Origin of the sequence: Cryobacterium sp. TMT1-2-2 (genome assembly GCF_004403505.1) — a bacterium.
Taxonomy (GTDB): Bacteria; Actinomycetota; Actinomycetes; order Actinomycetales; family Microbacteriaceae; genus Cryobacterium; species Cryobacterium flavum.
Window position 1 is genome coordinate 277,184 of the sequence record NZ_SOGS01000003.1, and the last position, 20,146, is coordinate 297,329.

Annotated in this window: 17 protein-coding genes and 4 pseudogenes; 15 read left to right on the top strand and 6 right to left on the bottom strand. The window is 59.1% G+C overall.

The window, feature by feature from the left end; all coding sequences use genetic code 11:
- Positions 1–97: 97 nt before the first annotated feature.
- The 4 genes and pseudogenes from E3T35_RS03535 to E3T35_RS19675 form a co-directional block, all read left to right on the top strand.
- A complete protein-coding gene (locus E3T35_RS03535; RefSeq protein WP_166789813.1) occupies positions 98–2,077 on the top strand; it encodes a GAF domain-containing protein in 1,980 nt (659 codons plus the stop codon).
- A 143-nt stretch (positions 2,078–2,220) separates the two neighbouring features.
- Positions 2,221–3,531, top strand: a complete 1,311-nt coding sequence (locus E3T35_RS03540) for an iron-containing alcohol dehydrogenase (RefSeq protein ID WP_134344775.1) — start codon at positions 2,221–2,223, stop codon at positions 3,529–3,531.
- Positions 3,528–5,003, top strand: coding sequence for an NAD-dependent succinate-semialdehyde dehydrogenase (locus tag E3T35_RS03545; protein WP_134344776.1), 1,476 nt, complete (start codon positions 3,528–3,530; stop codon positions 5,001–5,003). Before E3T35_RS03540 ends, E3T35_RS03545 begins: the two co-directional genes overlap by 4 nt.
- A 597-nt stretch (positions 5,004–5,600) precedes the next feature.
- Positions 5,601–5,813, top strand: a pseudogene (locus tag E3T35_RS19675) (IS3 family transposase); the annotation flags it as partial.
- A 40-nt stretch (positions 5,814–5,853) separates the two neighbouring features.
- Here E3T35_RS19675 and E3T35_RS19995 read toward each other — a convergent pair.
- Together E3T35_RS19995 and E3T35_RS03565 are read right to left on the bottom strand one after the other, a co-directional pair.
- Positions 5,854–6,117, bottom strand: a pseudogene (locus tag E3T35_RS19995) (recombinase family protein); the annotation flags it as partial.
- A 249-nt stretch (positions 6,118–6,366) separates the two neighbouring features.
- Positions 6,367–6,927, bottom strand: a complete 561-nt coding sequence (locus E3T35_RS03565) for a TetR/AcrR family transcriptional regulator (protein ID WP_134344778.1) — start codon at positions 6,925–6,927, stop codon at positions 6,367–6,369.
- Positions 6,928–7,041: 114 nt separating this feature from the next.
- Here E3T35_RS03565 and E3T35_RS03570 point away from each other — a divergent pair, with 114 nt between their 5' ends.
- The 8 genes from E3T35_RS03570 (at position 7,042) to E3T35_RS03605 (ending at position 14,879) form a co-directional block, all read left to right on the top strand.
- A complete protein-coding gene (locus tag E3T35_RS03570; protein WP_134344779.1) occupies positions 7,042–7,554 on the top strand; it encodes a hypothetical protein in 513 nt (170 codons plus the stop codon).
- Positions 7,555–8,775: an ABC transporter substrate-binding protein gene (locus E3T35_RS03575; protein WP_134344780.1), complete on the top strand. Its 1,221-nt coding sequence runs from the start codon at positions 7,555–7,557 to the stop codon at positions 8,773–8,775.
- Between the two features lie 156 nt (positions 8,776–8,931).
- Positions 8,932–9,816, top strand: coding sequence for a branched-chain amino acid ABC transporter permease (locus E3T35_RS03580; RefSeq protein ID WP_166789814.1), 885 nt, complete (start codon positions 8,932–8,934; stop codon positions 9,814–9,816).
- Positions 9,813–10,829: a branched-chain amino acid ABC transporter permease gene (locus E3T35_RS03585; protein ID WP_134344781.1), complete on the top strand. Its 1,017-nt coding sequence runs from the start codon at positions 9,813–9,815 to the stop codon at positions 10,827–10,829. Before E3T35_RS03580 ends, E3T35_RS03585 begins: the two co-directional genes overlap by 4 nt.
- A 17-nt stretch (positions 10,830–10,846) precedes the next feature.
- Positions 10,847–11,614: an ABC transporter ATP-binding protein gene (locus tag E3T35_RS20150; protein ID WP_370446120.1), complete on the top strand. Its 768-nt coding sequence runs from the start codon at positions 10,847–10,849 to the stop codon at positions 11,612–11,614.
- Entirely contained in the window at positions 11,601–12,305 is a 705-nt protein-coding gene (locus tag E3T35_RS03595) for an ABC transporter ATP-binding protein (protein ID WP_134344782.1), read from the top strand. Before E3T35_RS20150 ends, E3T35_RS03595 begins: the two co-directional genes overlap by 14 nt.
- A 43-nt stretch (positions 12,306–12,348) precedes the next feature.
- Positions 12,349–13,281, top strand: a complete 933-nt coding sequence (locus E3T35_RS03600) for a carbon-nitrogen hydrolase family protein (protein WP_104199173.1) — start codon at positions 12,349–12,351, stop codon at positions 13,279–13,281.
- A 62-nt stretch (positions 13,282–13,343) separates the two neighbouring features.
- Positions 13,344–14,879 carry an amidohydrolase family protein gene (locus E3T35_RS03605; protein WP_198420990.1) on the top strand — a complete coding sequence of 512 codons (1,536 nt, stop codon included), beginning with the start codon at positions 13,344–13,346 and terminating at the stop codon, positions 14,877–14,879.
- 327 nt (positions 14,880–15,206) lie between these two features.
- On the opposite strand, the gene E3T35_RS03610 is transcribed toward E3T35_RS03605, so the two are convergent.
- Complete coding sequence (locus E3T35_RS03610) at positions 15,207–15,536, bottom strand: integrase core domain-containing protein (protein ID WP_134344783.1); 330 nt, start codon at positions 15,534–15,536, stop codon at positions 15,207–15,209.
- A 216-nt stretch (positions 15,537–15,752) separates the two neighbouring features.
- Between E3T35_RS03610 and E3T35_RS03615 the strand changes: the two genes are divergently transcribed.
- Complete coding sequence (locus tag E3T35_RS03615; RefSeq protein WP_134377883.1) at positions 15,753–16,763, top strand: IS30 family transposase; 1,011 nt, start codon at positions 15,753–15,755, stop codon at positions 16,761–16,763.
- On the opposite strand, the pseudogene E3T35_RS03620 reads toward E3T35_RS03615, so the two are convergent.
- A pseudogene (locus E3T35_RS03620) lies at positions 16,721–17,155 on the bottom strand (transposase); the annotation flags it as partial. The gene E3T35_RS03615 and the pseudogene E3T35_RS03620 sit on opposite strands and share 43 nt — an antisense overlap.
- A gap of 325 nt (positions 17,156–17,480) precedes the next feature.
- On the opposite strand from E3T35_RS03620, the pseudogene E3T35_RS03625 reads away from it, so the two are divergent.
- A pseudogene (locus E3T35_RS03625) lies at positions 17,481–17,726 on the top strand (recombinase family protein); the annotation flags it as partial.
- A 25-nt stretch (positions 17,727–17,751) separates the two neighbouring features.
- Here E3T35_RS03625 and E3T35_RS03630 read toward each other — a convergent pair.
- A complete protein-coding gene (locus E3T35_RS03630) occupies positions 17,752–18,618 on the bottom strand; it encodes a DNA/RNA non-specific endonuclease (protein WP_104089965.1) in 867 nt (288 codons plus the stop codon).
- A 185-nt stretch (positions 18,619–18,803) separates the two neighbouring features.
- Between E3T35_RS03630 and E3T35_RS03635 the strand changes: the two genes are divergently transcribed.
- Positions 18,804–19,475 carry a hypothetical protein gene (locus tag E3T35_RS03635; protein WP_134377885.1) on the top strand — a complete coding sequence of 224 codons (672 nt, stop codon included), beginning with the start codon at positions 18,804–18,806 and terminating at the stop codon, positions 19,473–19,475.
- Here the strand turns inward: E3T35_RS03635 and E3T35_RS03640 are convergent.
- A partial coding sequence (locus E3T35_RS03640; protein ID WP_134377886.1) for a transposase occupies positions 19,454–20,146 on the bottom strand: 693 nt, incomplete at its 5' end. The genes E3T35_RS03635 and E3T35_RS03640 overlap by 22 nt on opposite strands.

The window sequence follows — 20,146 nt, forward strand, 5'->3', positions numbered from 1 at the left end:
GAGATACCGGCGGACTTGGCTACACGCCTAGGGATTGGGTCCGTGGCGTTTCAGAGCTATCTTGACCTAAACCATGCAAGAGTCAGGTATGCCAAGCATGGAACGCATGATTGCCCACCATCAAGATCCTTCCGACACTGCTCCAGACAGCGACCCGCTGAGTGAGCTGCTGGCATCCTTGGCTGACGGCATGACCGCCGCGGCGTTCGAGAAGTGCCTTGCGGCCATCATGGCCGACGGGCACATCAAAGAAACGACCGTGGCGGCCGTGCGCCAGCTCAACGCGCGTCTAGTGGAGGTTAGTCGCAGGGAAGGCCTCCTTCGAGTCCTCTACGATACCGCCACAGACCTGACCGGCATCAGGGAAGTCGAGGTCATGTTGACCGCCATTGTCCGCCGAACCCGGGCTCTGATTGGAAGTGACATCGCCTACCTGAGCCTGAACGATTACGAGACAAAGGAGTCGTTCATACGGGTCACCGACGGTGCCGCCACGGCTCTGTTCCGTAACATTCGCATTCCCCTGGGTGAAGGGGTGCTGGGAGCTGTCGCAACCGGAAACTCTCCGGCCCAAAGTGCGGACTACCTGGCTGATACTTCCAAGTCACATCTGGAATTAAGCGATGCCGCTGTCGAGGCCGAGGGGGTCAGGGCGATCATGGGGGTGCCGCTGCGGGCCGATGGCCGGGTTATTGGTGCGCTCATGGTCGCGGACCGCCACGCCCACGTCTTCAGCCCGGATGACATTGCGTTTATGGGATCCATCGGCACCCATGCCGCCGTCGCGCTTGAAAATGCCCGGCACTTTAGCGAAATGGCCGACGCCCTGGACCGGCTTGACAGGGCTCAGAGGGAGAATCTGGCCCATGTTCAGATGCTGGAAGAGTCCTCGGCCCTGGACAAGAGCATGGTAGAAACGCTTGCCTCGACCGACAGCTTGCCCAACCTTTTGCGGGTGCTGACCGAAGCACTGGGGCGCGAAGTATTCGTGCTCACGTCCACCGGAGAACCACTGGCAGGACTGGCACCGAAGGGCGACTTTGGCAGCTCAGCTGCCTTGAGTGCTGCCGAGTCGTCTGCGATGTCCAAGCAACCCGTCTCCTTCACGCTGCAGGGAAACCTGTACAACGTTATGGCCACAATTGCTGGGGACCAGCACCTGGCGTCCATGATTGTGGCCGGTGAGATGGGTCCGTCCGGACTTGTCGTACTGGAGCGCAGTTCACTGGTGCTCAGTGCGGCGCTGCTCTTCGAGCGCACGTTCCAAGATGCGCAGTACCGGCTGCAATTGGAATTGATTGATGACCTGATGAACACGCGCGCCGTGGACATCGAAGCGTTGAAACGGCGTGCTGGGCGGTTTGGCTTGGCCGACGACGGCCAGCTTGTGGTTCGGTTGGTGGCCGTGAAGGATGACCAACGGCAGCGGGCCTTGACTTCCCTCAAGAGTCACATGCAGGGTAGGGCGGGCATTGCCGCACTACATGAATCCCACCTGTGCGTCATTGAACCGGCGGCAGATCGCAACAAAGCTTCCACAGGGGACACCACTGGGCAGGCGATCGTTGATGCATTGAAGCGGAGGCGGATCGTGGCCAGCGTCGGATCCTCGGGTCCCGTTGCGGGTTTTTCGAAACTCTCTGCCGCCCATGCAGAAGCTTCGGCAGTAGTGCGCGCGCTCCAGGCATTGATGCGTGACGGCGAAGCCGCCGACGGGGCTGCCCTCGGCACAACCGGGATGCTACTTGGCGCCATGGACAGCCCATTTGCTACCCAGCTGCTGGAAGCACAATTGGGCCCCCTGCTGGCCTACGACGAAGGCAGGGGAACTCAGCTGGCCCTGACCGCGTGGACATTTCTGGAGAATGACTCCTCCACGTCCACCGCAGCCGACACCCTCCATGTCCACGTCAATACACTACGCCAACGCTTGGAACGGATCGATGCCGTCATCGGCGCCGGCTGGCGGCGGGGTAGTCGATCACTAGACATCCATGTTGCTCTGCGGCTTTGGCGGCTAAAGTCCGCAGGACTTGGCGTCCGAAACCCTGACATGAGCATCAACAGCCTCAACTAAGACTCAGCACATGTGTGGTACTTACATACAATCTTCCCCAATATGTGATATCGCTCCATGGTGAAACGCTTCCCTCGCTGAAAACATGGTGCATGCGACGGTCGTGAACTTGCCGTTGAATCGAACTTGAGGAGCCGTCCACCATGTCATGCGAACACGAAACGGGTATTCAACCCACAACTTTTGGAGTCTTGCGACTGCCGCGGACCATTGTGGTCGGCGCCCAACAACGCTATGCGGTGGCCGCCATCGCAGCGGACCTGGGCCAGAACGTCCTCATCTGCACCGACCCGCGTCTGGCTGCCTCGGAGAATCTCCAAGAACTGGTCGACAGCCTGGAAGCCAGGAAACTGACCGTACGGGTCTATGGGGATACGCAGGCCGAGCTTCCCGTTCCGGGCATCATGGCCTGTATCAAGGAATTGCAGGGGCAGACGATCGATGTAATTATTGGCTTTGGTGGAGGAAGCTGCATGGACATGGCCAAAGTGGTTTCCGTGCTCCTGACCCACGGGGGTGAGCCCAAGGACTACTACGGTGAGTTCGCGGTTCCCGGGCCGGTCACGCCCGTCATCGCCCTGCCCACTACGGCCGGAACCGGTTCGGAAGCCACGGCAGTTGCCGTGGTGTCAGACCCCGCGTTGGGCATGAAAATGGGAATCTCCAGCCCCTACATCATCCCGTATGCCTCCGTCTGTGACCCAGAATTGACGTACACGTGCCCGCCATCGCTTACCGCGGCCACGGGGGCCGATGCCTTTGTGCATCTGGTTGAATCCTTCACAGCCGTCACCCGGAAGCCCACCAGCACCTTGGCCACGGAGCGTGTCTTTGTCGGGAAGAATGTGTTGGCCGATTCGCTTGCCTTGAACGGCATCCGGTTGGTGGGGCGGAGCCTAGTGACGGCATACAATGACCCCGAGAACATCGATGCCCGGGCGGACATGATGTTGGCGGCTCTTTATGGCGGCATCACACTCAGCAATGCGGGCACCGCCGCCGCTCACGCCATTCAGTACCCGGTGGGCAACTTGACCCACACCCCTCACGGAGTCGGCGTCGGACTGCTTCTGCCGTATGTGGTTCGGCACAACTTTTCCGCCATCATGCCCCAGCTGGCAGAGATTTCCCAAGCGCTGGGCTGCAGCATCGAAGGCCTGAGCACGAGGGAAGCAGCCGTGGCAGGCATTGACGCGATTGACGAAGTCCTCGCTGCCATTGACATTCCGGCCACTCTTGAAGACCTGGGACTCATGGAATCCCAGCTGGGCCAGGTAGCCAGATTGTCCCTGAACTCCAAGCGCCTAATCGAAAACAACCCGCTGCCGATGGATCTGAACGCCATCACGTCTATTGTGCAGGCAGCCTTCGTCGGTGACCGCACCATTCACTGCCCGCAGCCTCGCCCCGCCGCCGCGACCGTTCCCCGCACCAAGAAAAGGATCCTCCAATGACTTTCGCCGCTACCCAAAAACCGTTCGACATTGATGGGTTGATAGTGCCCCGTCAGCTCCTCATCGACGGAGCCTGGCAGGATGCCGCCGGCGACAGAACCTTCAATGTCACCAACCCTTCCGATGCCTCCGTGATTATGGGTATTGCCGACGCCGAGGTCGAAGACGGCCTGGTCGCCGTTGACGCCGCTGCCGCAGCGCTGCCCGCGTGGGCCGCCACAGCTCCGCGAAAGCGGGCCGACATCCTGAACCGCTGTTTTGAACTCATGATCGAGCGCAGTGAACAGATTGCTCGCCTCATCTCTCTGGAAAACGGCAAGGCACTCTCTGATGCCCGCGGCGAAGTGGCATACGCAGCGGAATTCTTCCGCTGGTACGCCGAGGAGGCCGTACGGATCATTGGCGAGGTGTCTACTGCGCCCTCCGGTACCAACCGCATCCTTGTCGAACACCAGCCGATCGGTGTCTGCATCCTCATCACGCCCTGGAACTTCCCGGCGGCCATGGCGACCCGCAAGCTTGCTCCGGCGCTGGCCGCAGGATGCACGGCCGTGCTGAAGCCAGCAGGCCTAACGCCCCTGACTTCCCTGGCGATAGCCCAGCTGATGATGGACGCCGGTGTTCCGGCAGGGGTGATCAACGTGATTACCACGACGAGGACCGATGGCGTCATAGCGCCGATGCTTGCAGATCCCCGGGTGCGTAAGCTTTCCTTCACCGGCTCAACCATTGTCGGTCGGCACCTGTTGCGACTTGCGGCGGACAACGTGCTCAAATGCTCCATGGAGTTGGGTGGCAACGCGCCATTCCTTGTGTTTGACGATGCAGACATGGATAAGGCCATCGACGGCATCATGATCGCCAAAATGCGAAACGGCGGTCAAGCCTGCACAGCGGCCAACAGAATCTACGTCCAACGCGGCGTCCAGGCCGAGTTGGCCGCTCGCCTCGCCCAAAGAATGGGTGCCCTCGTCGTGGGTTCCGGAACGGACCCGAGCACAGAGGTGGGCCCGCTGGTGGACGAAGCAAGTGTTAACAAGGTCCACGCACTCGTCCAGGATGCTGTGAATAAGGGGGCGTTCCTGTTGACCGGCGGCAAGCTGCCCACCGGCGCGGGATTTTATTACCCGCCCACGGTGCTGACTCACGTACCGTCTCATGCCCGCATGGTCAATGAAGAGATATTCGGTCCGGTGGCGTCCATCATCCTGTTCGATGAAGAGGATGAAGTCATTGCGGCCGCGAACGACAGCGAGTACGGGCTGGCAGCTTACGTTTTCACCGAGAATCTCCGCCGAGGTCTGCGCGTCGCGGAGCTTCTGGAAAGCGGCATGGTGGCCCTGAATCGGGGTCTGGTCTCTGATCCGGCGGCTCCATTCGGCGGCGTCAAGCACAGCGGCCTGGGTCGTGAAGGGTCCCATCAAGGACTGTTGGACTTCACCGAAACCAAGTACATTGCCGTCGATTGGTGAGGTACAGTTCCTGCGTCGGTGCAGGCCCTGAGACCGCAGGACGTCGTGAAAAAATGCCCGGCACCGCATTTCCCTAAGGCTCAGCCTTGTCGGGTGGCCTCGTCGCCGAAACGATCGTTGAGGTTTTGCTTTGCGGCGATGAAGGTGCCCTTCATCGGGGTCGCAGTCGCGGAAACGGCCGGTGTTTTTGTCGAAGATCACAGCCGCGTGATGGTCCCAGTGGTTGATCCACCAGGACGATACTGGACCGGCGTCGCAGTCTTGCACGCTGTCATCGGCTCCAGGCGGAACAGTTATCAGTGGAGTCCTATTCTGCAAATTCTGCAATAGGCACACTACTACTTGACATAATCGAACGTTATCGGCCACCGGCCGACCATAGGCGGGACATGGAGGGCAGCAATCCGCAGGAAGAAAGCGGCAGAGAATCCGGGACGGTTCGTGATGCACCTCCGCCTCGGCATCGAGGCCATCTCTGACCGTGTCCGCCACCACGAGGAACGCCTCCGCCACCTCGAACGAGAACGCAGGACCGGGACCAACTCCTAACCATCAAAAGATCGTTCGCCAGAGAATTGACCTCGATTAGCCGGTTAATGTGGCTACAACAGCATGGCCGAAAGTTTCTTCTCGATGCTCAAGAACGAGCGTGTTCATCGCACCGCATACGCTACAAAATCACAAGCTCGCAACGACGTCATCCGATATATCGAAGGGTTCTACAACAGCCGCCGCCGGCACTCCGCACTCGGATGTCGCCGGCCCAACGAAGTCCACTATGGTTATCAACAGCCAGCACTGGCAGCGTAGAAAAATCCACCAATTCCGCTGTCCAAAATACACGCAGCAGGTCAGTGTCGCCGGAACGGGCGAAGGCCAGTAGCTGTTGCATGCCTGACCGAATCCGAGCTTCTTTGCTACCCGAGACGACGTCTGGAAAGAGGTGTTCGGGGTGGACGCCGGCAGCCAGGAGGGCGTCAGTCTGAAGTTGCGCGTCCTGGTGGGCAGTGCTCATGCGCGTGTAGCCGAGGAGTGCCATGACCACAGTGCGCCGATGCATTTTGCACACCGAGATTCGGCCGTCCGAGAACGTCCGTGAGACCGCCTGTCTCATTTGGCCCACGGGGCGAATCCGAGACGTCTGAAGGATGGGATGACTTGTCGAGACATTCGAAGTTGCCGCTCTGATTGGCAATGATGCCAATGAAGGTCGGGCGCCCGTTTGTCTTGAAAATCAGTAGTTTTCTGAAGAATCCTAGTATCAGACACAAGGCCATGATCACGCCGTGCGGAACTCACCCGGGGGTCACAAGGTTTCAAGCTCTTCCCTAATGTCATCCAAGTGGACCACGATGATGACGGATTACCTCCTGACACCATGGAGCAGCATTTCCATGACCGAACCAATCAATTCCTGCGATGACTTGCCTCCCGCTGCCCAAACAAAGGTGTACACGTACACGCCGAGAAGTGACTCGACGAAAGCTAGGTCCATTTCACGAAACTCGCCATTGGCCTGACCATCACGAATGATTGCGTACCAAAGCTCCAGATACTCTCGCCGGCGCTCCAGCACGCGGAACTTTGATTCGTCGCTGAGTGCGCTGTACTCGCGCAGAAAGGCCATCCATGAGTCAAGGTCGTCGTCGACTGACGATCCTAGGTCGTTTCCCAGAGCTATGAGTCGATCGGCTGCAGGCCCGTCATGGGCCACAATCTTCTGCCCCGTATCGAGAACCCGCTCGATCGGGGCCAGCATCACTTCAAGGAGCAGCTGCTCTTTGCTGGCGAAATGATAGTAGAAACCTCCCTTTCCGATGCCGGTCATTCGAAGGAGTTCAGAAAGGCTAGTTCCGTGGTAGCTCTCCTTCGCAATCCACGATGCACTGAGCTTGAGTATCCCTGCTCGAGTGTCGTCGAACATTCGTTTCTTTTTCGCCAGCCGGATCCCCTCCAAATTATCTTAATTAAGTTCCGTCACAAAGCTAGCGCTCCCGGCAAACCCTGGGCTACAGTCTGAAGTATTCGAACGGACCGCATGGTCCGTTACCAGAACTGGGGGGCTGGCAAGGTGCAATCTTCTGTGGAAAAGCTGGCGCAGCGTCTGAGATGCGGGCCCAGGTGCACTGGTCTCGATACGCGCATCCTTGTGCACGAAGGGCAGAACCTTTTAACCTCAGATTCGCCAAATGCGAAACGACTGATTGACGCCGGCGCGTCTTGGGACTGGGTTGCGCTTTCTATTGACGCAATTGATTTCTGGGACTGCCACGTAGGAATGCTCGCCGATCTTGAAAAGGCTGATCATTTCCGAGTGGGACTTCATTGGAGCCGGAGCGCTGACAAGATCGTGCGGCCAATGGCCGCCGCGATCCTGGGTCCTGCTGTCCCTGACTTTTCCCCGGCCGCTGGCGAATTCCAACTTTGCGCCTTATCCGAGGGCAAGCCCGTTTCGGTCCCAACAGTGAATGCGGCGGATATCGCGCTCGACATTGCCGCTGCTTTCCTAGATCTATACCAAACCCAGCAATCACATCAGAAGGGCAAATAAATGGCACATTCACCTCTCTTCACGGGCGCACGCGCGCTTGCGGGTATTGCCGCAGTCGGGTTGTTGTTGACCGGATGCGCTGCAACCGCTTCCGGTTCTGGCTCGAATCTGGCCGTCAGTGGAGTTTGCGTACCTACGGAGGTCGGGCCTGGCGTGACTGACTCGGTGATCAAGGTCGGAACGACCATGCCGCTAAGTGGATCCGGTGCGGCGACAGGTATGGCCACTCGGGACGGCCAGCAGGCGTACTACGACATGGTTAACGCTGACGGTGGAGTGCAGGGACGACAGATCGAACTGACGGTTCTCGATGACGAATACGACCCCTCGACAGCACAGAGCCGCATGCGTCAACTGGTTGAACAGGAGGAGATCTTTGTTGTATCCGGGGGCGAAGGAACACCTAACTTCCTTGGGGCAGTCCCCTATCTCGAGCGCAACAAGGTTCCGGCGATCGCACCGTATGCCCCCAGTGACGAACTGGGAAATATGAAGAACCCTCATATCTTTATGGCTGCCGTCGACTACATCACCGAATTTGAATCGGTAACAAACTACATTTTGCAGAACGATTCCCCGAGTAGGGTCGCCCTTGTTGCAGTCGCTGGCAACGTCGGTGAGAACTCTGAGGCGGGTATCAAGAAGGCGATTGGCGACAAGGAAATCGACTTGCTCTACATCCCTGAGACACCCGGGACGACCGATTTCACGCCGATTGTGACGCAGCTGACCCAGGCCGGTGCGGAGTACGTCTATCTGGTCCTGACCAACGCCGACACAGGTGGCCTACTAAAGGCGATGGACAGAGTCGGATACACCCCAACGACGGTAGCGTGGGGCGGAATGAGCGACGAGTCATACATCGAAGAGTATGGCGATGTGTCGCAAGGGATGCTCGTTGCACTGGAGACCGCGAACTTGTCGACCGAAGACCCGACAGCGGCTGACTTCATTGCAACGTATACAGACCTGACGGGCAAGGCCCCGACCAAGTTCAACCAGCAGGGTTGGGTGCAAGCAATGATCACGACCGAGGCTTTGAAGAAGGCGAAGGGACTTTCCCGTCCCTGCGTCATCGAATCCTTGGAGAGCTTCAATGGTTTCGAGACTGGCATTTATCCCCCTATCACCTGGGGGGCTGACCGCCGCGACGGCGTCAAGTCTGTCGGCGTGGCCGTCATTGAAGGAACCACGCTCAGGGTTCTTCAGGACGTCAAGTAGTCGCCGGCACGGTGGCCCTCGGGGCTTCCTCTCGGCCAGCCGTCAACTTCAGCGCGACTCACCCTTGAATCGCTCGTGGCCGGGTAAGGATGGTTCCTGACCAATCCTGCTCGGCCGCGAATGAAGAGTACCAATCGAAAGGAACGGTGGATCACGGTGGAATCAAGCAATCCGTTCGGGCAGCTCATATTGGGAGGTCTAACCTCGGGCTTGCTGTACGCCCTCCTGCTTCTTGGCTTTATGGTCGTATTTCAGGTCAGTAAGACCGTGAACTTCGCCTTTGGCCAAGTGGGAATGGTTGCCGCATTCTCAGCGTGGTTCTTCTGGTCATCACTCGGACTGCCGCTTCCTGTCGCGATTGGGATAGGGGCAATTCTGGCCGTGGTTGTCAACAGTGCGATCGGAATAATCGTTATCACCAAGATTCCTGCTGGACGACCAGGTCTTGACCTAGTGGTCACCCTGGGTATCTTTCTCTTTCTCACGGCCGTAATGCAGCTACTCATTGACGCAAATGCTCACGCCTTCCCTTCTTTAGGGGGAGATAAACGGACGGTACTCGGCGGCGTTGTTGTCAATGCCAACGACGTGGCGATCATGGTTTTGGGGGTTTTTGTCATAGGGGGCGTCTACGTACTTTTCAGCCGCACAACCCTTGGTATGGAACTACGTGCGAGCGCGGAGAACGCGGACATCGCCGCCTCAGCAGGGGTAAACGTACGTCTCCTGCGGCTCGGTACTTGGACGTTTGCTGGTTTGCTCGCGGCGTTGGTAGCCGTCCTTGTTGCCAGCCGGCTTTCCGTCGATGCGTTCTACATGACTCCGGTACTCATCAAGGCATTTGTTGCCGGGATGATCGGCGGGATGGATCGGTTCTTTGCCCCACTCGTGATCGCCATCGGGATCGGGGTCTACGAGGCGCTCGCGATCTTCATCTGGGGATCGAGCGCCGGAACGCCGGCGGTCTTCCTTCTCATCATTATTGCGTTGGCAGTAATGCCCAAGCGATTCACTGCGGCCCGCCACGAGGTTCGAGCATGACCACTCAAATTCGACAACTGCCCGCGACCCCATCCATGATGAGCCCGCCACCTGCCCGGTGGCCTCACCTGTCGACAGTAGTAATTGTCGGTCTCATTGCGGCTGTTCCTCTCGTTTTTTTCGGGGACTACTGGATGTTCGTCGCCGCTAAAATCCTCGCCTTTGGTATTGCGGCTATGGGGCTCCAGATTCTCTACGGGCGGGCCGGACTGATGTCTTTGGCACAAGGCGCGTTCATGGGTGTAGGCGCCTACGCCGGCTATCTAGTAGCCCAAAGCGGCCTAGGACCGGGAATACAATTGCTGGCGGTGATCGCGGCTGCTTCTCTTGTGGCTCTCATTGTCGGTCTGCCGACGCTTAGATTGTCCCCGCTTCGGCTCGCGATTGTCACTCTTGCATTTGGCGAGCTCTTCAACTGGCTGCTCATAAATTCCACGGAATGGACTGGCGGCAGTCAAGGGGCGCCTGTAGAGCCCTTGATCATCTTTGGTTTCGACACGAGCTATCCCCTGGATGCTTACTTGGTGGCACTCGCCTTTGCGGTGCCACTGACGCTTTTTGCACTCAACCTTGGGCAAACCCACCTTGGACGACGGATGATGGCAATTCGCGACAGCGAGATGGCAGCCGTTTCTGTCGGGGTGTTCATACCTAAGACAAAAATCATCGCCTTCGTGCTGAGCGCCGTGTTCGGCGGCATCGGCGGCTGGCTCTACTCCGCCACGACGGGCTTTATCGCCCCGCCAGATTTCGATCTCTTCGCTTCCGTATTCCTTCTTGCGGCAGTGGTCATCGGTGGATCACGGAGCGTGGCGGGTGCCTGGATGGGCACTGCCTTCATCGTGCTGCTGCCAGAAGGCTTCAATCTGATCGGACAGCCGAACTTGTATGCCCTTGCGGGCGGATTGCTGTTGGCCACAACGGCATTGCTGCTTCCCGATGGTTTTTCTGGAGTCTTCGCCCATATCAAGTCCCTGATTACCCGCATGCGAGCACAGGAGGACCGAGCATGAACGCGACTGGTTATGCGATGCGGACGGATCAGCTCACTGTGCGTTACGGCTCCTTCACGGCACTTAGTGAGGTGAGTGTTGGGCTTCGGGCCGGCGCCATTACTGGATTGATTGGTCCAAATGGGGCTGGGAAGACTACTCTGCTCAACGCGCTCAGCGGCTTTACGGACGTGCACAGCGGCGTTGTGTACCTCGAGGAGAAGGACGTGACTACACTCGCTGCGCACCGACGAGCGCGGGCGGGGGTAATCCGGGGCTTCCAGACAGTGCGTCTACTGGAGCGGGAAAGCGTTCTAGATAACGTCCTCCTCGGCGCTGAACGGTTGCATCAACCGTCAGATTGCTCGCAGATACTTGGCCTCCCTGCACATTGGAAATGGCGAACGGTAGCTCGAAGTAAGGCCGCCGACGTGCTTGAGCTCCTCGGGCTGAGCTCGGACTCTCACCGGTCCGTGGACTCTCTTCCGTTCGCTAGCAGACGGCTGGTTGAAGTTGCGCGAGTGCTTATCAGTGCACCACCAGTTGTGCTCTTGGACGAACCGGCTGCCGGTCTCGACCAACGTGGGCGGATTGAGCTGGCGGGAGCATTGGTCCGAGTGCACGAACAAACCGGGCTGACAATGGCGGTAGTTGAGCACGATATTGATTTTGTCACGCGACTTTGCGGGAGCGTGATCGCCATGGATTCGGGTAGTCACGTCATGACCGGGACGCCGCAAGAGGTCTTTTCGGACGCGCGGGTTCAGATCGCCTATTTCGGAAGGGCAGCTAATGCTCACGCTTGAATCTGTAAAGGCGTGGTACGGCACAACTCAGGTTCTCTTTGGCGTAAACCTCAGCGTTGCGCGCGGGGAAACACTCGCATTACTCGGGACCAATGGGGCAGGTAAGACAACGACGCTCCGCGCCATTGCTGGCCTGGTGACCACTACGGGGTTGATCAGCATCGATGGGCGTGATATTAGTAGGCTGCCCACTCATCGACGCGTGCGTGCAAACGGAATCGCTGTCGTTCACGAGGGACGAGGATTGCTCGCGGATCTGACGGTAAAAGAAAATATCGTTCTGGGGACAACGCGGGCCCAACGCAAGCAGCTCGACGACATTCTGGATTTGTTTCCGGCGCTGAAGGGCCGCACGGGTGAAGCGGCATCACTTCTGAGTGGTGGCCAGCAACAGATGGTTGCCCTTGCTAGGGCGCTGTTGCGTCAACCGGATTACCTGTTACTCGATGAGCCTGCGCTTGGCTTGGCCCCATCGGTAATCGATGAGATCTACGGCCACGTCTCGCGCCTGTGCACGCAAGGAATGGGTGTTGTGCTGGTGGAGCAGAGCGTTACCCGCGCCGCCCAAGTGGCCGACCGGATGGCACTGCTGCGAGTTGGTGAAATCGCCCGAGTTATAGACCCGTCGAACTCGACGGACATTGATTTCTTCATGGAAGAAACTTTTGGCCTTCACAAGAAGCAGGTCTAATGCAGTTGTTCTGCGCAGCCAATAACGCACAAAAAGGAGTGAAATGCCTACTACTACTCTCGCGACCGCAAACGTCCGCATAGAGCAAGACAAAGGTCGCAACCTGGGGAAGTTTGTTGAAATGATCGATGAGGCTGCGGCCAAGGGGGCGGACATTCTCGTGTTGCCTGAGGTGGGGCTCCAAGGCTACGCCGACTTGGCATTTGCTTTAGGGAGCACCAGCAGCGTAGCCCAAAAGCAGTACTACTACCGAAACGCCGAAACCGTTCCAGGACCAGCGACGGATGTCATCGCTGCTAAGGCGGCAGAGCATGGCATGTACATCCAGCTCGGCTTGGCTGAGAGGGCTGTTCGGGGTGACGTGATTCTAAATGCGGCAGCCGTCATCGGACCTGAAGGTGTCGTGAATGTGTACCGCAAAACCCACAACCAGTTCGAGTTCCCGTACTTCAATCCTGGACAGGAGCTACCGGTCTTTGATCTTCCGTTCGCCCGGACCGGAAGCTTGATTTGCTATGACCTAGCGTTCCCGGAGGTGATGCGAACTTTTGCCCTGAAGGGTGCCAATCTCGCACTGAAGTCCACGGCATGGCCGATGAAAGGACACGACCGAGAAACGGACTATCACGGGTATTCCCATGACCTTGCTGCCCGAGCGAATGCATTTTTCAACCAGATGTGGTTGGTTACGTCCAACCACTGCGAGAAGGGGGCTTACAGTACGGGACTGGACTACTGGGGTCGTTCGCAGATCGTGGACCCGTTCGGCAACGTTGTTGCTGCGCTCGACGATGAGGAGGGGGTTGTTGTTCACACGGCAGACCTTGAGGCCGAGGTCGTTCGGAGCAGGACGAACGGCTTCTTCGGGCTCAACTTGGTGCAGGACCGTCGGCCGGATCTCTATGAAGAATTGGTGCGAACGGACCTCTACGGACAGTCGGACTCGATGCGGATCAACGGTCCTCATCCCGCTTAGCCCGTTGTTTTCGAGCCCCACCATCCAGCCCACCGCGACATCCAAAGAGGGAATCTTCCGCTGTGAACGCGTTTCTTGATGAAATCCAGCTGGCCTATGTAGCCACCGGAAAACCGCACAAAAGACTAATCCTCCGTGGAGTGATAGTCATCGACGGCACTGGAGGACCACCCTTTGGGCCGGCCGACATTGTCATAGAGATGGACACGATCACACGGATCGTGCAATATGGCACGTCACCCTGGCAGAACCAGTCACCCGTCAGACTGGTGCCCGGTCCGGAAGATGCCGTCTTGGATCTTGACGGCTGCTATATCCTGCCTGGCCTCGTAGATGCGCACGCGCATATTGGCGGCCCCGCGCAGGTGCCAAGTGCCGAATATGTGCTCAAGCTATGGCTGGGTCATGGGGTCACCACAGTGCGGGAACTTGGCTCGATCTACAACGGCCTTGACTTCACACTGGAACAGGCCCGGCTCAGCAACCGATACGAGATTGCTGCGCCAGACATCGTTCCATATGTGTATTTTGGGTGGGGCGCAGATCATTGGATCTCTGATCCAGACGAAGCGCGCGCCTGGGTCAGAACCGTTGCTGCTCATGGCGCGAAAGGTATCAAGCTCTTCGGCCTGGCCCCCAACGTAATGAAAGCAACGCTTGAGGAAGCCCAGGCCCATAACCTTCAGACAGCATGCCACCACGCCCAGCAGTATGTGTCCGGCGCGAATGCACTCGATACCGCGCGATGGGGACTCAAGAGTGTAGAACATTGGTACGGAATTCCCGAGGCTATGTTTACCGATCGACGAGTGCAGGACTACCCGAGCGATTACAACTACGTGAACGAGGCCGACCGGTTCGCCGCAGCTGGGCGTTTGTGGGAGGCGGCGGCGCCGCCCGGTAGTGCACGGTGGAACGATACGATCGACGAATTCGTTTCCCTCGGTACCGCATTGGTCCCTACATTCAATGTCTACATTGGTGCCAGAGACGCCGCCCGAGTTAGGACCTCGGAGTGGCACCCGCGTTATACGGCCCGTGAGCTGAAAGCATTCTTCTCCCCTAACTCAGGAGAGCATGGTTCATTCTTTGAGAATTGGGGAACCGAGGAGGAAGTCTCATGGCGTCGCTCCTACTCATTGTGGATGAGTTTCATTCGAGACTTCTATGACAGGGGCGGACTCCTTGGCGCAGGCAGTGACTCTGGCTTCATCTACAAGGTGTATGGATTTGGCCTCATCGAAGAGTTGGAGCTTCTACGTGAAGCAGGTGTCTCCGCACTTGAGGTCATCGGGATTGCAACGCTTGGTGGTGCCAAAATTGCAGGCATCGACACCGTCACGGGAAGTATAGAAGTGGGTAAGCGAGCGGACCTCCTCATCGTCCAAGAAAACCCTCTGAAGAACTTGAAGGTGCTGTACGGGCACGGTCACAGCGCAGAAGAAGCCGATGGCGGTAGGAGTGCCGTCGGCGGTGTCACTTTGACGATCAAGGCGGGTGCTGTCTTCAATGCTCGGGACATGCTTTCCGATGTGCGTGACATCGTCGCCGAGCAGAGCGCCAATGGTGCGATATTCGAAACCGTTCACGACCACTGAACATCGGTGGCGGCGCGCTGTACTCCGGACTCATGGCGAAGCCTGGTGGCAGGGAACCTTCTGATCGCCCACATGTCTCGACAATCAGGAGCTTTCAGGGACATGAATCCCTTCGGCGGGTTAGTGATGGCGTCGGCCTCGCGTCGTCATTTAGCTCGCTGGCCACGCTTCCCTCCAGGTTCTGGTGTGATCTCAAATGACTGAGGTGATGCGGTCCAAGCCAGCCTTCGATTCCACGCGCGTATCCCGCCCGCTCTGTGATCGTTGGTGGGCATAGGTGAACCGTCCCGGGGTTTCATGCCGCCGTTTTATTGGCGGCTTCGATTTTTATCGGACCGTTTGTTCCAGCGTAATAGTTGAGCTCATATTCAGCCGGCGGCATGTTCCCCAAGGCGCTGTGTAGCCGCCGTTGTTGTACCAGTCGAGCCAGTCGAAGGTCAGCTTCTCGACGTCGGCGAGGGTCTTCAGCGGACCGGTGATGAAAGGTGAGTTCTTCGCGACGGCCTCGTTCTTGTAGAGGCCCATTACGGTCTCGGCGGCCGCATTGTCATACGCGTCACCAACCGTGCCGATCGATGCGACCAGTCCCTCGAGCGCTACGGTCTCGGTGAACTTGATGGACGTGTACTGGGCGGATTCAACTGGTCGAAGCAACACCGGCCTGTTCGGTCAATAGTAGGTGCTCTGCCCACATCTCGGTGGGGGTACTCCAGCCAAGGATTTTGCGTGGTCGGTTGTTGAGCGTTAGAGCAACTGTCGGCGGACATGAGAAGCTGCCCATAGGCGGCCACGGAACTGCCCACTGATGGCCAGGAAAACTGCTTGGGTTCTATCGGTCGTTGCAACACTCAGCACTATTCAGGAGTTGCAACCATGGTTTCCGAACAGACAACACGAGCACCAGCCCGAACGTTCACCGACGGCGAGAAAGCATCCTTCTTCGCCGCGTTCGAACGGCTCGGAAGCATCCGCCTCGCCGCCGAGGAACTCGGCTTCAAGCCCATGACGTGTCGGCATTGGGTAACCCTCGCGGGCATCGACGTGAAGGTCGCCCAACGTGCACGACGGACCGAGTACTTCCGTCTGCGCGCCGACGCCGTCCCACGAAAAGAGGCAGCCCGGCAGGTCCGGTTGAACATTCGCACAGCGGTCGACTGGGACCAGGGCATCCGGCACGCCGACAACCGCCGGGTCCTGCCCGATGGGCGCATCATCGACTACAACAAGACCGTGACCGTACTGAGTGATTCCCATATCAGGCTGACTCCCGCGCAGCTGAAACCCATCAACTCGAGATACCTGTCGTTGGTTGATCGGGAAGCGATCCGTGACCTGTCCGCGACGGGCATGTCGATCCGGTCGATCGCAGCGACACTCCGCCGGGCGCCGTCGACGATCAGCCGAGAAATCATCCGCAACAGGCAGAACAATCTCACCTACCTTCCGTATGCGGCCCAGCGTGCTGCCGCCGCACGCCGACCACGGCCTCGGGAAGCGAAGCTCGTGACAGAGGAGGGCCTGCGGCAGTTCGTCCAGGAGAAGCTGCAGATCCGCTGGTCTCCGGAACAAATCTGTCAGGCTCTGGTCAAGCACTACCCGACCGACAAGGACATGCGCGTGGTACCAGAGACGATCTATCAGGCGCTCTACATGCAAGCCAGGGGCGGCCTGCGCCGTGCAGTGCAGGAGGCGCTGCGGTCCGGACGAACACGCCGCAAACCGCAGAAGACCGAATCTGCACGGCGGCCTCGATTCCGCGACCCGATGGTAATGATCGCCGACCGGCCACCCGAAATCGAGGACCGTGCCGTCCCCGGGCATTGGGAATCTCAATGTCTTTGTCAAGCGGTTTTGAGCATCGGGATCTCTGCTGGTTCCTGGTAGAGGGTGTGGTCGCGGAGCATTGCCCAGAGGACGTTGATGCGTCGCCGGGCGAGAGCGAGCAGCGCCTGTTTGTGGTTTTTCCCTTCACGGCGCTTTCGGTCGTAGTAAGCCCTGGAGGCGGGGCTGTTCTTCAAGCTTGATAGTGCTGCGAGATAGCAAGTTCGTAACAGCCGCCGGTTGAATCGGCGGGGCCGGTGGTGGTTGCCGCTGATGCGACCAGAGTCTCTGGGGGCTGGTGCGACGCCTGCGACGCTGGCAAGTCGATCGGCGTTCTCAAAATTACGGAGGTCTCCACCGATGTTTGCGAGGAAGGTTGCGGCGAGTATGGGGCCGAAGCCGGGCATGCTCTGCAGGATCTCGGCGTTCTCGTGCTCGTTGAATCGGGCGGTGATGGTTTTGTCGAGTTCCACCAGCTCCGCGTCGATTGCGGTGATTACGGCGGCCANCATCGAGCCCAGTACGGCCAGCTTCGACGCCCCGGAGTGCCGACCCGACACGGTGGTAAGTAGGCCGACAGCGATGATGATACGACGAACAGGCTCGTGGCGTGGGTCACGCCGTCCAACCAAACAGAAACGACCCGCATGCGTGCTCCGACGGGGCAGCAAACGCGATACACGAATACCGCGACGACATACTCACCCCGCTGCGGGCCGACCTGGACCAGTCACGCACAAGTGAACGCGAGCAGCGCACCCGTTCCGACCGCGCCGAAGCACCCTTGTGAACGTCATGGGAGCTTTCGCTGAGTTCGAGCGGTCGCTGATTCGTGAGCGTCAGCGCGAGGGTATTGCTTTGGCTAAGAAGCGTGGCCTATACCGCGGTCGCACCCCGTCACTGGACACGGCCCGTGCGGCCGAGCTGCGCGAGAAGGCTGCCGCTGGCGTGCCGAAATCTGTTCTTGCTCGACAGTTTGGGATCAGCCGCGAAACCGTCTATGTCTACCTCGGCGCCGGGGACTGAGCTGGCTACAGACGATTCGGTGTGGTTAGAGGTGGATTCCTGCGGTGTCGACCAGTTCGACCCAGCGCGTTCGACGGTCGATGTCTTCTCGGATAGCTGGGGCCGGGGCGTAGACGTCTGCGTCAGATAGGGCGGCCAGGTTGAGGCCGGTGAGGTCGGTGATGTCCACGATGGGTACTTGGTAGGTGCGGTACGGTCCCAGCGGCGGGGGATTACCGTACATGAGGGCTGGAGCGCGGTCCGTGTCGAGGTCGATGTCTTCTAACTGTGGACTTTGGTCGAGGACGAATCCGGCAGCGTGAAGAGCGGTGGAGCCTCTTGTGGTCGTGGTCCATGCCGCGATCTTCCAGAACGCTTGTGGAATCTTCACGCCGCGGTATATCGGGTCCTGGGTTGAGAGCACGGGGGCGGTGAAGACGCTGATGCGATTACCGTTTGTGCGTGCGTAGGTGAGGACGTGGTCCTCGAGGCCAAGCCGGAGTTCTTTCGATTGGTTAAAGGCTCCGGCTTGCGGAGCGGCGTTGGTGTAGGCGAAGGTATCGTAATTCGCACGCCTGGCTGTCGTTGTGTCGCCCCAGACCGGGTCCTGTCGCCGGACGAGGTGTCCGCGGTCGAGATCGTTTCTGGCGTAGACGCCCTCCCCGGCCTGTTCGTAGACCGGGACACGCGAGTCGAGGTGCCAGTCGTCGCCCCGGTCAACAGTAATGAGCTGATCCCCGTCGATGTTGACGCCGATCGCGATCGCGAGGCGCCGCGCGGGGTCGAGGAGCACGGTGAAATGTGTGTAAAGCAGTTCACGAATCAGGGTGCCCGCAGGAGGGACGGGGAGCGGCAGAGGAATTTCAAGGAAATCGGCGTTGTATCCAGCAGGATAAAGTAAGGGGGCGTTCATGGTGATAGTCAAGCAGCCAGAGCCGACAGCTGGGGCCTTCGGATCTATCTGGCGGCGTTGAGGGGAAGATCCCGTTCGCTGGTGTCTTTTGTTGGCCACAGATTCGAGTGGCCGAACTGGGGATATTACTGTTCCTTGGGGGCTGCATAGCCTTGATAGAGGGCCGGGGCGGCTCAAGGCGCTGTATGAATAAAGTGATCGTGACACTACGACGCCAATTTGCGCGAGTGCCGGGTTTCGTTCTCGTCGGCGTGAATCAGCGCGGTCAGCTACACGCCGTCTTCGTGGATCCAGTGGATTGCGCAGGGCGGATCATTCACGGTGTGTGGCTGGGCGACAGCGTCGACGACGGGTGTGATGGAACAACGCAGCAGAGTGAAATGGGTGAGGTGGAGGCGCTGACGAGGAGCGGATCGGCGGTAAGACTCGCAGCCGCGGGCGCCAACGTCAGCTCTACGACGTGCGAAGCTGGTGTACTTGAAGCTGTTGAGTTCAAAGATGAATTTTACGGGCGCATAGTCTGGGCCGCCGCCTGTCTGATGCTGAAGGAACAGTGGAGCCCGCGACAGATCAGCTACCAATTGAGCGTCGACTTCCCCGGCCAACCAGCCATGAACGTCGTCCACGAGAGCATCTACCAAGCCCTGTATTCGCCGCAGAATCACGGTCTCACGCGGGAGATGACCCGTCACCTGCCTACGGGCCGACGCGGACGGTTACCCCGGCGCAGCACCGCCGCGAGGCGTTCACGCTTCTCGGGTCCGCTCCTGAGCGAACGCCCCACCGAGGTCGACGACCGCATCATCCCTGGTCATTGGGAATCTCAATGTCTTTGTCAAGCGGCGAGGGGCCGGTGAATGGCAGGTTCTTGGTAGGGGGTGTGGTCGCGCAGCATGGCCCAGATGACGTTGATGCGGCGTCGGGACAGAGCGAGGAGGGCTTGTTTGTGTGACTTTCCTTCCGCCCGTTTCCGGTCGTAATAGATTCTCGAGGCGGGGCTGTTTTTCAGGCTCGACAAGGCGGCGAGGTAGCAGGTGCGCAGGAGTCGCCGGTTGAATCGGCGGGGCCGGTGATGGTTGCCGCTGATGCGACCGGAGTCTCTGGGGGCTGGTGCGACGCTGGCAAGTCGATCGGCGTTCTCAAAATTACGGAGGTCTCCACCCATGTTTGCGAGGAAGGTTGCGGCGAGTGTGGGGCCGAAGCCGGGCATGCTCTGCAGGATCTCGGCGTTCTCGTGCTCGTTGAATCGGGCGGTGATGGTTTTGTCGAGTTCCACCAGCTCCGCGTCGATTGCGGTGATTACGGCGGCCAGGCGCGACCCGAGGGTGGCGGCGACAATCTCGGTGCGCAACGTCGTTTCTTGCTCACGCGCGGCGTCGATTGCTTTCTGNAGGCGCGACCCGAGGGTGGCGGCGACAATCTCGGTGCGCAACGTCGTTTCTTGCTCACGCGCGGCGTCGATTGCTTTCTGGGCGACGGTGGCGCTGTTGCGGCAGCCGCGGGCTTTCAACCATGCCGCCAGACGCGT

What these genes read in the sequence shown, in the direction of transcription:
- E3T35_RS03600 (WP_104199173.1), top strand. Translation starts at nt 12,349, where the DNA reads ATGCCTACTACTACTCTCGCGACCGCAAACGTCCGCATAGAGCAAGAC.
- E3T35_RS03630 (WP_104089965.1), bottom strand. Translation starts at nt 18,618, where the DNA reads ATGAACGCCCCCTTACTTTATCCTGCTGGATACAACGCCGATTTCCTT.
- E3T35_RS03575 (WP_134344780.1), top strand. Translation starts at nt 7,555, where the DNA reads ATGGCACATTCACCTCTCTTCACGGGCGCACGCGCGCTTGCGGGTATT.
- E3T35_RS03535 (WP_166789813.1), top strand. Translation starts at nt 98, where the DNA reads ATGGAACGCATGATTGCCCACCATCAAGATCCTTCCGACACTGCTCCA.
- E3T35_RS03540 (WP_134344775.1), top strand. Translation starts at nt 2,221, where the DNA reads ATGTCATGCGAACACGAAACGGGTATTCAACCCACAACTTTTGGAGTC.
- E3T35_RS03585 (WP_134344781.1), top strand. Translation starts at nt 9,813, where the DNA reads ATGACCACTCAAATTCGACAACTGCCCGCGACCCCATCCATGATGAGC.
- E3T35_RS03570 (WP_134344779.1), top strand. Translation starts at nt 7,042, where the DNA reads ATGGTCCGTTACCAGAACTGGGGGGCTGGCAAGGTGCAATCTTCTGTG.
- E3T35_RS20150 (WP_370446120.1), top strand. Translation starts at nt 10,847, where the DNA reads ATGCGGACGGATCAGCTCACTGTGCGTTACGGCTCCTTCACGGCACTT.
- E3T35_RS03595 (WP_134344782.1), top strand. Translation starts at nt 11,601, where the DNA reads ATGCTCACGCTTGAATCTGTAAAGGCGTGGTACGGCACAACTCAGGTT.
- E3T35_RS03545 (WP_134344776.1), top strand. Translation starts at nt 3,528, where the DNA reads ATGACTTTCGCCGCTACCCAAAAACCGTTCGACATTGATGGGTTGATA.
- E3T35_RS03565 (WP_134344778.1), bottom strand. Translation starts at nt 6,927, where the DNA reads ATGTTCGACGACACTCGAGCAGGGATACTCAAGCTCAGTGCATCGTGG.
- E3T35_RS03615 (WP_134377883.1), top strand. Translation starts at nt 15,753, where the DNA reads ATGGTTTCCGAACAGACAACACGAGCACCAGCCCGAACGTTCACCGAC.
- E3T35_RS03635 (WP_134377885.1), top strand. Translation starts at nt 18,804, where the DNA reads ATGAATAAAGTGATCGTGACACTACGACGCCAATTTGCGCGAGTGCCG.